Origin of the sequence: Mesorhizobium sp. M4A.F.Ca.ET.022.05.2.1 (assembly GCF_003998845.1) — a bacterium.
Classification (GTDB): domain Bacteria; phylum Pseudomonadota; class Alphaproteobacteria; order Rhizobiales; family Rhizobiaceae; genus Mesorhizobium.
In genome coordinates this window covers 1-11204 of record NZ_RZOJ01000179.1, presented here as the reverse complement: position 1 = coordinate 11204, position 11204 = coordinate 1, and the positions used below count along the sequence as shown (strand labels likewise).

Annotated in this window: 13 protein-coding genes; 6 read left to right on the top strand and 7 right to left on the bottom strand. The window is 63.7% G+C overall.

Going from position 1 to position 11204, the window contains the following annotated elements:
- Together EN745_RS19490 and EN745_RS19485 are read right to left on the bottom strand one after the other, a co-directional pair.
- Positions 1-584 (bottom strand): LysE family translocator (locus EN745_RS19490; RefSeq protein ID WP_145992070.1); only part of this gene is annotated, 584 nt, incomplete at its 3' end.
- Positions 585-648: 64 nt separating this feature from the next.
- Entirely contained in the window at positions 649-2775 is a 2127-nt protein-coding gene (locus EN745_RS19485; protein ID WP_126055783.1) for a S9 family peptidase, read from the bottom strand.
- Between the two features lie 117 nt (positions 2776-2892).
- Between EN745_RS19485 and EN745_RS19480 the strand changes: the two genes are divergently transcribed.
- Entirely contained in the window at positions 2893-3261 is a 369-nt protein-coding gene (locus EN745_RS19480; RefSeq protein ID WP_126055782.1) for an SH3 domain-containing protein, read from the top strand.
- A 417-nt stretch (positions 3262-3678) separates the two neighbouring features.
- Positions 3679-4104 (top strand): MucR family transcriptional regulator, encoded by a 426-nt coding sequence (locus EN745_RS19475; RefSeq protein ID WP_126055781.1) that lies wholly within the window; start codon positions 3679-3681, stop codon positions 4102-4104.
- 120 nt (positions 4105-4224) lie between these two features.
- Here the strand turns inward: EN745_RS19475 and EN745_RS19470 are convergent, their stop codons facing one another.
- Together EN745_RS19470 and EN745_RS19465 are read right to left on the bottom strand one after the other, a co-directional pair.
- Entirely contained in the window at positions 4225-4653 is a 429-nt protein-coding gene (locus tag EN745_RS19470; protein WP_126059169.1) for a SufE family protein, read from the bottom strand.
- 110 nt (positions 4654-4763) lie between these two features.
- A complete protein-coding gene (locus tag EN745_RS19465; protein WP_127407831.1) occupies positions 4764-5141 on the bottom strand; it encodes a DUF5330 domain-containing protein in 378 nt (125 codons plus the stop codon).
- Between the two features lie 533 nt (positions 5142-5674).
- Between EN745_RS19465 and EN745_RS19460 the strand changes: the two genes are divergently transcribed.
- From EN745_RS19460 to EN745_RS19450, 3 genes are all read left to right on the top strand, one after another.
- A complete protein-coding gene (locus EN745_RS19460; protein ID WP_127399972.1) occupies positions 5675-7414 on the top strand; it encodes a HAMP domain-containing sensor histidine kinase in 1740 nt (579 codons plus the stop codon).
- On the top strand, positions 7389-8171 hold the full coding sequence (locus EN745_RS19455) for a peptidoglycan-binding protein (protein ID WP_127407040.1): 783 nt from the start codon (positions 7389-7391) through the stop codon (positions 8169-8171). The genes EN745_RS19460 and EN745_RS19455 overlap by 26 nt, the downstream gene beginning before the upstream one ends.
- A 72-nt stretch (positions 8172-8243) precedes the next feature.
- Positions 8244-8594: a DUF1491 family protein gene (locus EN745_RS19450; RefSeq protein WP_127407041.1), complete on the top strand. Its 351-nt coding sequence runs from the start codon at positions 8244-8246 to the stop codon at positions 8592-8594.
- Here EN745_RS19450 and EN745_RS19445 read toward each other — a convergent pair.
- The gene (locus EN745_RS19445) at positions 8589-9644 is read right to left on the bottom strand and encodes a DUF2336 domain-containing protein (protein ID WP_127422036.1); all 1056 of its coding nucleotides are present in this window, start codon (positions 9642-9644) and stop codon (positions 8589-8591) included. The genes EN745_RS19450 and EN745_RS19445 overlap by 6 nt on opposite strands.
- 188 nt (positions 9645-9832) lie before the next feature.
- On the opposite strand from EN745_RS19445, the gene EN745_RS19440 reads away from it, so the two are divergent.
- Positions 9833-10015 carry a hypothetical protein gene (locus EN745_RS19440; RefSeq protein ID WP_245482525.1) on the top strand — a complete coding sequence of 61 codons (183 nt, stop codon included), beginning with the start codon at positions 9833-9835 and terminating at the stop codon, positions 10013-10015.
- Between the two features lie 128 nt (positions 10016-10143).
- Here the strand turns inward: EN745_RS19440 and EN745_RS19435 are convergent, their stop codons facing one another.
- Together EN745_RS19435 and EN745_RS19430 are read right to left on the bottom strand one after the other, a co-directional pair.
- Positions 10144-10692, bottom strand: coding sequence for a DUF1254 domain-containing protein (locus tag EN745_RS19435; RefSeq protein WP_126055774.1), 549 nt, complete (start codon positions 10690-10692; stop codon positions 10144-10146).
- A partial coding sequence (locus EN745_RS19430) for a DUF1214 domain-containing protein (protein WP_245487770.1) occupies positions 10685-11204 on the bottom strand: 520 nt, incomplete at its 5' end. The genes EN745_RS19430 and EN745_RS19435, both read right to left, overlap by 8 nt.

Sequence of the window (11204 nt, the reverse complement as noted above, 5' to 3'; positions counted from 1 at the left end):
CAGTAGATCGCGCCGACGACCTTGCCTTGCCATTTCAGCACCGCGGGATTCCGGCGCAGGAAGGCGCCCAGCCCACCCGCGCTCACCGCGAAGACGACCGTGCTGAACAGGCCTAGCAGGACGAAGATGATTCCCAATGCCGCCAGCTGAAGCATCACCGATCCGTTTTCCGGCCGCACGAATTGCGGCAGGAAGGCGAGGAAGAACAGCGCGGTCTTGGGGTTGAGCATCTCGGTTAGCACCGCCTGGCGGTTGCCCGCCCGGATCGCAAGCGCACCGGCGGCTGGATCGGTCGATGTCTTCTCGATGATCGCACGTATGCCAAGATAAACGAGATAGGCCGCGCCGATATATTTGACGATGCTGAACAGCATCGCCGATGTGGCGATGATCGCCGAGATGCCGACCATCGCCATGACGGTGTGGAATATATCGCCGGCCGCGATCCCGGCGCCGGTGGCGATGCCCACTTTCGTTCCCGAACTCGTCGCCCGCGCGACGGTCAGCAGAGTGGCGGGGCCGGGAATGAACACAAAGCCGAGCACGACCGCGACATAGGTCGCCAATGTGGCCAGGTCGATCATTCCAGGGTCCTCCGCGACTTCGCCCAATCAAAGCCACGCCGTGGCTCGCGACGCAATGTCCTTCTCACACGCTCGCCGCCGCCGAGACTGAATCGGCCTTGCCCGCCACCTTCAGCGCGAAGGCGTAGGTGTAGGCGATCTCTTCCAGCCTGGAGAATCGGCCGGAAGCGCCGGCATGGCCGGACTCCATGTTGATCTTGAACAGCACCGGATTGTCGCCGCGCTTGCGCTCGCGCAGCCGCGCCACCCATTTGGCCGGTTCCCAGTAAGTGACGCGCGGATCGGTGAGCCCGGCCTGCGCCAGGATCGGCGGATAGTCGAGCGCGGCCACATTGTCATAGGGCGAATAGGCCGCGATCGTCCGGTAGTCTTCGGCCGAGGCGATCGGATTGCCCCATTCCGGCCATTCGGGCGGCGTCAGCGGCAAGGTGGCGTCGAGCATGGTGGTCAGCACGTCGACGAACGGCACCTCGGCGACGATGCCGCCAAAACACTCCGGCGCCAGATTGGCGATCGCCCCCATCAGCATGCCGCCGGCCGAGCCGCCTTGCGCGACGATGCGGTCATGCCCCGTGTAGCGCTCGGCCACCAGATGGCGCGCGCAGGCGATGAAGTCGGTGAACGTATTGATCTTCTGCGCCCGCTTGCCGTCGTCGTACCAGCCGTAGCCCTTGTCCTTGCCGCCGCGGACATGGGCGATGGCGTAGACGAAGCCGCGGTCGACCAGCGACAGGCAATTGGTGTTGAAGGACGCCGGCACGGTGATGCCGTAGGAACCGTAGCCGTAGAGCAGGCAAGGCGCCGAGCCGTCGAGCGGCGTGTCGCGGTGATGGATGAGCGAGATCGGCACCAGCTCGCCGTCGGCCGCGGGCGCCATCAGCCGCCGCGTCACATAGTGGTCGGGCTCATGACCCGAAGGCACTTCCTGGGTCTTGAGGAGCACGCGTTCGCGGGTGCGCATGTTGTAGTCGAAGACCTGCGCTGGCGTCGTCATCGAGGAATAGGTGAAGCGCATGGTCTCGGTGTCGTATTCGTAGGAACCCGACAGGCCGAGCGAGAACGCTTCCTCGTCGAAGAAGATGAGGTGCTCCTCGCCGCTTTCGCGGTCGCGCACGACGATGCGCGGCAGGCCTTCCTTGCGCTCCAGGCGGACCATGTAATTGTTGAAGCCCAGGACCGAGAGGATCAGCCGTCCGGGCTCGTGCGGAACCAGCTCGCGCCAGTTGGCGCGTGCCGGAGCATTGGCCGGCGCCGTCATGACCTTGAAATCCTTGGCGCCGTCGGCGTTGGTGAGGATGAAGAAGATGTCTCCGCCTTCCTCCAGATCATATTGCAGGCCGGTTTCGCGCGCGGCGACCAGCTTCGGCTCGGCACGCGGGTCGTCGGCGCGCAACAGCCGGTATTCCGAGGTCTCGTGATCGTTGATGCCGATCATGATCCATTCTTTGGAGCGCGTGCCGCCGACATCCATGAAGAAGCCCGGATCGGTTTCCTCATAGATCAGCCGATCGTTTTCGGCGTTGTCGCCGAGCGCGTGGAACAGCACCTTGGAGGGACGGTGATTGTCGTCGAGGCGTGTGTAGAAGAATCCGTCATCGCCGGCATTCCAGACGCCCCCGCCTCCGGTGTCGGGGATCTGGTCCGCCAGTTCCTGGCCGTTGCCGAGGTCGCGCACGCGCAGCGTGAAGAATTCTGATCCCTTGTCGTCGAATGCCCACAAAAGCTTCCCGTGGTCGGCTGAATGGTCGACGCCGCCGAGCCGGAAATAGGGCTTGCCGCCCGCTTCCACGTCACCGTCGAGCAGGATCTTCTCCTCGCCGCCTTCGCGCTGCGTGCGGAAATAGCGTGGCTGCTCGCCCCCCAGCCTGTAGGACGAACCATAGGCGTAGGGTCCGTCCTTCATCGGCACGGTGGAGTCGTCCTCCTTGATGCGCCCCTTCATCTCGGCGAAGAGCTGCTTCCGAAGCGCAGCCGTATCGGCCATCAGCTCCGCCTGGTAGGCATTCTCGGCTTCGAGATGGGCGCGGATCCGGCCGTCGAGCAGGGAAGGGTCCCTGAACATCGCCTGCCAATTGTCGGCCCGCAGCCAGGCATAGTCGTCGGTGCGGGTGAAGCCGTGGTGGGTGTCGAAGACAGGTCGCTTCTCGGTCTGCGGCGGGCTGGCGGTCGAAAAGGCAGGGGATCTGGTCATTACGTCTCGCTGTAGAAATTGCTTGAATGGCAAATGAACACGCCGATCAGCGCCGGTTCAAGGCCCGGCTTATAGCGTGATGGCCGCTCCGATACTGGGCTGGAGAGGAGAGAGATAATGAGTTTCTATGTTCGCACCGCTGCGGCTCTTGCCGTCGCTTCAACCGTTCTGGCCTTTGTCGGCCAGTCTCATGCAACCGCCTTTGCCGCTTGGCAAGTGTCGGACCTGCCCTTCGGCGACACGCTTAATGCGCGCAAATATCCTTCGGGCAGTTCGCAGAAGCAGGCCGCCTACCCGAACGGCACCGTGCTGCAATTGACCGGACGCTGCACCGGCGGGATAAACCTGCTCGACATTGCGGGCCAGCCGCGCTGGAAGCAGCAGCAGACGATCCGCTACCGTTGGTGCGAGATTTGGCACGACCCGTCGCGCAACGGTCATTTCGTCGCCGGCTGGGTTTATGGCAAATACATCGCGCCCTATTGAGCTGTCGGTTTTCGCCGCTCCGGCCAAGTCGCGGGCACCAGTAATGTCTTGCAACCCGTGATTTCATTAGGATCGGGAAACCTTGCGATCTGTCGAAGGTCAAGCATAGCCGAAGCATCGAGCCGATTTTAGCTGCTTTCGCCGATGTAACGGCGGTTCGACGTGGCGTCACCCGTGCTGGTCAGACCAGAAAAATCTCGCTAAGTTACGCGATGCACGAAAGTTTGAAGCTGAACGGGGAATATTTGATATATATCGTTGAATATAGCGCAATATGCGAATTGACTTACTTGACTGGTAGGATCATTAAGATAATTCGACGCGAATCGCAGAGGCACTTTCCTGCATGAAATTCGCGCGATGCCCAGCCGAAAAAAGGGCGCAGTTAGAAACAACTCTCGTTGGGGCCTGAACACAATGGATATCGCCGAAACACCTTCCCGAAATAGCGACGCGCTGATTGAGCTGACTGCCGATGTGGTCGCCGCTTACGTCAGCAACAATCCCGTACCCGTCGGCGAGCTGCCGAACCTGATCGCCGATGTCCATGCCGCCCTGGGCCGCGTGGGTGGCACCGCCGAGGCGCCGCCCGCCGACAAGCAGAAGCCTGCGGTCAACCCGAAGCGCTCTGTCCATGACGATTACATCGTCTGTCTCGAGGACGGCAAGAAGTTCAAATCGCTGAAGCGCCACCTGATGACCCACTACAATCTCACGCCCGATGAATATCGTGAGAAGTGGGGCCTCGACGCAAGCTACCCGATGGTCGCGCCCAACTATGCGGCCGCCCGCTCGCAGCTTGCCAAGAAGATGGGCCTTGGGCGCAAGCGCAAGGGTCGCTGAAGCAGCATCTTTTCCATTTCGATGCCGGACGGCGCCTTCGGGCGCCGTTTTTGCTTTGAGCGTGCGGGCATGCCAGTCCATTGCCCAGCCGGCCAATCGCTCAAAATACGATTTGTCAGATCAGGCGATCTGCTTCAGCGCCGTATCGGCGTCGTGCTTGATGCGCTTGACCATCGAGCGCAGGCCGTTGGCGCGCTGCGGCGAAAGGTGCTCGTCGAGGCCGAGCCCCTTGAGTGTCGCCTCGGCGTCTGTTTTCTGGATCTCGCTCGCCGGGCGCCCGGAAAACAGCGCCAGCATGATAGCGACCAGGCCACGCACGATATGGGCATCCGAATCGCCCTGGAAGGTGATGACCGGATCGGTCCCTTGTCCCTGGTCGGTGGTGAGCCACACCTGGCTGACGCAGCCCGGCACCTTGTTGGCGGGAGTCCGCGCGGCGTCGGGGAACGGCGGCAGCGCTTCGCCGAGTTCGATCACGTAGCGATAGCGGTCCTCCCACTCGTCGAGCAGGGAAAAGTCGTCGCGGATCGTCTGGATCGTGGTCGTCATTGTGCCGGATATAGTCATCCGGCATCCCCGCGTCACGAAAAAAGAAAGAAAACACCGCAGGCGTCGAGAGGTCGGACGGGCCTGCGGTGTCGCCAATCAGCGGCTAAAACTCAATTCTTAGTCGGCGCCTTCGCCGGAATGTTGACGGTCGCCGGCAGAACGACGTCCACGCTGCCTGTGGCCACGGACGTGTCGAGCCCTCCGTCGCTGGCCTTATCGCCGGCCTGGCCGTCCTCCATCATGGCGGCGGCGATCTTGGCGGTCTCCCTGGCGCGGGCGCCGATCGTGTGCATGGCGGATTTACCGGTCTCGCACACGTCGGGCTTGCGCTCGCAGATGCCGGCTATGTCGCCGACCGCCTCGCGCGCCGCAAACAGCGCCTGGATCGGCCCAACGGTCTCATGTCCGGCCTCGTCGGTGCCGACATTCAGCGGCAGCGCCAGAAGAACCAGAGAAAACCAGAAAGCCATTCTAATAAGAAAGCCCATCTCAACGCCCTCTCGTCCGTGACCGGATCATGCATCTTTCGGCATGACCTCTTTTATGGGCTGGATCGTGGCACACACGCACAAAGGACGGCTTGCGTGGAAGCAGCGAATTTACCTCAAATTTTAAACGAATTCGAAAGGATTGGTTTTGCAATCGATTTCATTTAAATCTCATCGATTGCATTAACTTTACAATAACCATATAACTATTTGTTTTTTAATGGTGATTTGAAAATCAAATGCGGTCGTCGTCAAGTTTGGCGCACCTCGCCTCCCCCTGCAGGGGCTAACCCTCCGTTTACCATGGCGCGAGATCGCCGGGCTTTCCCGCGCCGGCGTCTCAATATTTGCCGTGGGCCGGGCGTCGACCGGGTCAGCCTTATCCATTCCTTAAACGCTGGATGCGAGTCTCAGGGCAAGCAAAAGCGACCTGCGAAAAGCAGGGCAGTTCACGACCGGGTGCGAGTGCGTTGAGTTCGATTACGGCCAGATACGCTGAATTGCCTGGCGCGATGGCTGCCGGCTGCGAACGTATGGTCCATCCGACCATAACGGGCGTGGGCGAGCGCCTGCGCCAGCGCCGCTTCATCGGCGTCATGCTGGCAGCCCCCTTCCTTGCCGCCGGCGCCGCGGTGACGCTGGTCACCTCGAGCCTTGGCGCCGCCGTGACGGTGACCGCGATCTTCGCCGCCTTCGGCCTTTGCTGGTTCGCCGCGCTGCTGGTTGCGGCATCCGGCCGGATGGCGCTCGTCGGCCGTGCGGCGCTCTTGTTCGGCGGCCTTGCTCTTGCAGGCGCGATCTTCGCCGCCGGCGGTCTTGCCTCGCCGGTCGCGCTGCTTGCGCTTACGCTCCCGTTCGAAGCCTGGTGGATCGGCGGCTCGCGACGCGCCGCCCTGTGGGGCGCGCTGTCCGCGCTCGGCGCCGTCCTGCTGCAGCTTTTCGCCGGCCCGCTGTTGCCGCTCGGCTCGGCCGGGATCGCCGCCTGGCACTGGCTGTTGCCGCTGGCCTGGGCGTTGACCCTGGTCCCGCGTCTGAATTCGCTCCGTGATCCTGGCAACACCCAGCCGGTGTCGCTCGCCCGCGACCGGCTTGAGGACATCATCGATGCCGTCGTGCTGCAGTTGGGCCGGCAGGGCGAGGTACTGGACGCTTCAGCCAAGGCGCGCGCCATCCTGAAACTTCAGCCGGAGCTTCTTCTCGGTACCGGCCTGTTCGAGCGCGTCCACCTCGCCGATCGTGTCGACTATCTCTCCGCGCTCGCCGATATGCGCGACGGTGCCGCAATGCGCCGGGTCGACCTGCGCATCCGGCTGCCGCGCGATGGGTCAGGCGCCGCCGACAATTTCCGGCCGTTTCGTCTTCAGCTAATGCGGGGCGAGCAGCGGGACACCTTTATGCTCCTGCTCAGCGAAAACGACGATGTCGCGGCCCTGCGCGAAAAGCTCGCCGCCGCTAACGAGACCGCGGCCGCGGCCGAGGTGACGAAAGGACGTTTCCTGGCCGTGGTCAGCCACGAGCTTCGCACGCCACTCAACGCCATCATCGGCTTCTCCGACATGCTGCTGCATGAGATGTTCGGTCCCTTCGGCGATCCGCGCCAGAAGGAATATGTCGGCCTGGTGAGGGACTCCGGCCAGCATCTCCTCAACGTCGTCACCTCGATCCTCGACGTTTCCCGGATCGAGGCCGGCGCCTACGCGACCGAGCCCGAGCCGTTCCGCTTCGCTGAAGCGGTCGATATGTGCCAGTCGATGATGCGGCTGCAGGCCGAGGCCAAGAATATCAGGCTTGCCGCGCAAATCGCGCCGGATGCGGGCGAGATCAACGCCGACCGCCGCGCCGTTCAGCAGATACTGATCAACCTCGTCTCCAACGCCATCAAGTTCACACCTGATGGCGGCAAGGTCGTGGTGGGCGCCAAGCGGGTCGGCTCGCGGCTGCATTTCTGGGTCAGCGATACCGGCATCGGCATCGCCGAGGAGGATTTCGTCAATCTCGGCAAGCCCTTCATGCAGATCCAGAACGACTATACGCGCCGCTTCGAGGGAACCGGGCTCGGCCTGTCGCTGGTCAAGGGCCTTGTGGCACTGCATGACGGCACCATGTCGATCGAGAGCATGCCGGGTGAGGGCACCACGGTGACGATCAGCCTGCCGGTGAACGGACCGAGAGGTCGTTCGGACAAGAGCGATGGGGTGTTGGCGATACCCGCGCTGAAGACCAAGGGGCATGCGAAAGGGGACAGGAATGGCTCGCTCCGCAAAACAGCCTAGGGCGGTCAAGCGCCAGAGCAGCGCCTTCGAGGAGGGCGCGATTGCACTCGGCGGCATGATCTCGCGCAATCCGGTGCTGGTCGGCGGTTCGACCGCCTTCCTGGTGACGCTATTTTATGTCTCGGCCAACGCGCTCTGGTACCAGCCTTTCCCGCACGCCGGCGCGTTCTTCGCCACCAGGAGCATCGAGGATTTTCCGCGTGCTGGTGCGGAAGAGCCCGAGACCACCATCAACATCGTGCGGCCTGCGCCGGTCAAGAGCGATCCGACCGTCGAACAGGTCCAAGGCATTTTGAAAGATCTCGATTTCTATTCCGGGACAGTCGACGGCATTTCCGGCCCCAACACCCGCAAGGCCATCCAGGCCTATCAGCAGAAGGTCGGCCTGCCGGCCACCGGCGAGATCGACGCCATGCTGCTCGACCAGCTCGGCGCCAAGCAGACGACGGCGGCCATTCCGCATCCCGTGCCGAGGCCCGTGGACAGGGCCACAGCTCCGGCAGCGGCGCCTTTGGCGGCACCGATTCCAGTCTCGGCGCCGGCCAACGTGTCCGCCGAGGCGCCCGACGCCCGCATTGTCAAGATCCAGGCCGGGTTGAAGGCCTTCGGCAACAACGACATGCAGCTCGACGGCGTCGTCGGCGCCCGCACCAAGGCGGCGATCAAGGAGTTCCAGTCGTTGTTCGGCTTGCCTGAGACCGGCGAGCCCGATGAGATCGTGTACGTCAAGATGCGCGAGATCGGCCTCACCAACTGAGCGTCGGGCGACAGCTGGCGCAATCACGGGCCGATGTTGTAAGGAGCCGCGCATGCCGTCCGGAGCCTTGCCATGCGCGTGACCACCGATCTGTGGGTGTCGGCCCTGTTGCGCCGAGTGTTCGCCGCCGGCGGTTTTGCCGCGGTGGCGAAGCGCGGCGCGGCCGAGGCGGGCGCGGTCTTCGTGCTGTCGCGCGGCCGGCTGGGCGCGGTCGCCCTGTTCGGGCCGGCGCCGCAGACCAGCTACGATTCGGCCAAGCCTGACGAGCGCTTCTTCAGCCTGCTTGGTACCGGCGACGATGCCGCACCGTTCGACGCCAGGCTGGAGCGCGAGAAGAAATTCGATCCCGACATCTGGGTGGTCGAGATCGAGGCCGGCGCCGTTCCGGTCGAGGACCTTTTGTCCGTCAAGACGGACTCATGACGCCTTGAGGTTTGCGGCGGAGTCGTCGCTGTTCGAGGCTCGGCGTTCCTCGGCATTCGCCACCTCGCCCGCATTGCCGCGGATCGCCCGCGACAGGGTCTCAACCTTCCAGGCGCGCACCTTGTCGAGTGCGGCGTCGCGGTGCAGCAGGCGGTAGCGGTCGAGGAACAGGCGGATCGCCTGCGGGTGCGGAAACTCTCTGGGATAGACGGCGACGGCGATCAGGAAGGCCCGGTCCTCGTTGAGGTCGAGCGAGCGCAACGCGGCAAGCAACGCAGCATAGCCTGCCTGTTCGGTCAGCGCCCGCGCCGTCTGGAAATCGATATCGAGCGCGTCCGCCAGCGCCGTCTGGAAGAAGGCGGCGTTGCCGGTCAGCGCCGTCTCACGCAACTTGGTGAAGGTCGACGGGGCGATAAACGGATTGACGCTCTCGGTTCCCGCTTCGGGGCGCATCATCGCGCGCAGCCGGCGCCTGGCATTTGCGGCGGCAATGCCGGGCGTCTCATGCATGTCCGCGCTGGCGGGAAGGGCGGGTTCGTCCTTGACTATCGGTGCTTCTGACCCGACGGGTGCCGGGTCGGCCTTCGCGGGCAATGCCTGGACGATGGGCTGCGGCGGCCGCAGCCTGACCAGCGTCGGCTTTTCCAGCGCCTTGATCAGGTCCGCGATGGTCGGGTTCAAAGCTTTGCGGCGGGCGATGGCGCGAGCATGCGGCAGGCCGTGGCGGCCGATCAGCGCGATAAGGTCGATGTCACTAAGCGCCCGCGAGCGGGTGAGCAGCGGCGCCGCGATGTCGACCGGCTCTTCCGCCAGCCGCCGCACCAGGGCGGGGGGCGCGTATTCGCATTCGGACAGCGCGGCGGCAACGTAGCGACGCGATTCGACCGACACCTCGTCGAACAGCGGCAGCGTCAGGTCCTCGAGCTGGCTGATCTCGCGGCGCGAGGGACGGGTGAGCGAGCAGAAGGCAGACACCGAGGCGCGGAACAGCCTTTCGGCCTTTCCCGCCTCTGTCCGAACAGCGATTTGCCTGAAATCCGAAGATGACACGGAAGATACGCCCGACACTCGACACAACCCTGGCGACGCTCGACCGAACCGTGCCGGTTTCGCGTGCATCAGAAACAAAGTTCAAATTAGCGGCGATCCGTTAGCGCTCCGTTAACCCTCTGCCCGCCTTAATCATATTTGGAGGCGTTGCGTTGTGCTCCGGGGCAACCGAGAGGAATACGCGAACCATGGGCATGGTACTGTCTTTCGTGCCGCGACCGGCACCCGTAAATCGAGCAGCTCGGGACACCGGCACACCGGCGGCGGTGATCATCTTCCCCGGCGTCCGCTATGAACAGCCGCCGCTGACCGGCCAGTCGCGTCCGGCCGATCCGAACGAGCCGCCGCGGACGCCTGTTCCGCATCACTAGACCAATTCCAGGAAAAGTGTGAAACGGTTTTCCGTTCCGAATTGTGCCAATAAAAAGATAGAGCGCCGCGCGTCCGTTCGGGCGCGCAAAGGACCTTCCAAGAATTAGAATCCGCGTGCGCTGCCTGGTCAGTAATCCTGCAGCTCGCAGGAACTCTGCTCCAGGAACCGTGACACGATCGGTTTCCAGCTGTCGTCCGGCACGAAGGCACGGATGACGAAGATGCCTTCCTCGATCGGCGCCTCAACGAAGATCGCACCCTGCAGCTCCTCCGGAAGTTCCCGGCGCACATCAATCATCTGCGCCGGCGTCAGCACCACTGTGTCGAGCACGCCGCCGGTCGCGGTGTGATCGTTGAAGGAATAGAAATTGTGGCCGTTGCGGTCATAGACCGACACCGACCAGAACGGCACGTGGCCCGGTGCCTTGATGCGCACCATGCCTTCGGCGAGGTCGAAGCGGCATGCCGCCGCGTAGAATAGCGGATCGACCGATTTCACCACCGGCGCGCCGCCGGCCTCGGCGTCGAGCCTGGTCATCCGGTATAGGTCCGAGGCCATCGCCAGCCGCGACCAGGCATCGCGCTCGGAAAATTCCGGCACCAGCATCAAAACGATGATGTGGACGATGCCGGCGCCGATCAGGCCGAGCAGCATGGCGTGGAAGAGCCTACGCATTGCAGCCCACTTTCACGATGCCGGGCAGCGTCACGTCGGAAAGGCCGGTGCTGCTGGCGATCGGGGTGTCGTAGAAGGTGAGCACGAAATACATCTTGCCGAAGCCGTCGGTCAGCAGCCAGTTGCCGGGAGCGGGGCGGTTGCCGACGGCGATGGCCACCGAATTGTCGGGCTGGCGCAGCACCTGGTAGGACTGGAGCGCGGCCAGCCTCGCCTTGCCTGTGTCGACCACGCCGAGCGACCGATCGGCGGCATAAAGCGTCCAGAAGCGGGCGGTGGGGAATCCGCCTTCGATCGTATAGGCGCATTCGCGCTTCAGGGGTTCGCCGCCGGCATCGCGCTCGGCGATGAAGGATAGCCCCTCGGCCTTGCCGAGCGCCAGCACGCCCTCGCGCGCCACGCGCGCTTTCGAATAAGGGTCGGCGCCTTGCGTGCCGATCTCGGGAAAGGCCGTCCACTGGCCGATCCTGATCGCGCCGACGCCGTCCTGCGCCTGCAGCGCATACCAGACG

What these genes read in the sequence shown, in the direction of transcription:
- EN745_RS19485 (WP_126055783.1), bottom strand. Translation starts at nt 2,775, where the DNA reads ATGACCAGATCCCCTGCCTTTTCGACCGCCAGCCCGCCGCAGACCGAG.
- EN745_RS19480 (WP_126055782.1), top strand. Translation starts at nt 2,893, where the DNA reads ATGAGTTTCTATGTTCGCACCGCTGCGGCTCTTGCCGTCGCTTCAACC.
- EN745_RS19475 (WP_126055781.1), top strand. Translation starts at nt 3,679, where the DNA reads ATGGATATCGCCGAAACACCTTCCCGAAATAGCGACGCGCTGATTGAG.
- EN745_RS19470 (WP_126059169.1), bottom strand. Translation starts at nt 4,653, where the DNA reads ATGACGACCACGATCCAGACGATCCGCGACGACTTTTCCCTGCTCGAC.
- EN745_RS19465 (WP_127407831.1), bottom strand. Translation starts at nt 5,141, where the DNA reads ATGGGCTTTCTTATTAGAATGGCTTTCTGGTTTTCTCTGGTTCTTCTG.
- EN745_RS19460 (WP_127399972.1), top strand. Translation starts at nt 5,675, where the DNA reads ATGGTCCATCCGACCATAACGGGCGTGGGCGAGCGCCTGCGCCAGCGC.
- EN745_RS19455 (WP_127407040.1), top strand. Translation starts at nt 7,389, where the DNA reads ATGGCTCGCTCCGCAAAACAGCCTAGGGCGGTCAAGCGCCAGAGCAGC.
- EN745_RS19450 (WP_127407041.1), top strand. Translation starts at nt 8,244, where the DNA reads ATGCGCGTGACCACCGATCTGTGGGTGTCGGCCCTGTTGCGCCGAGTG.
- EN745_RS19440 (WP_245482525.1), top strand. Translation starts at nt 9,833, where the DNA reads ATGGGCATGGTACTGTCTTTCGTGCCGCGACCGGCACCCGTAAATCGA.
- EN745_RS19435 (WP_126055774.1), bottom strand. Translation starts at nt 10,692, where the DNA reads ATGCGTAGGCTCTTCCACGCCATGCTGCTCGGCCTGATCGGCGCCGGC.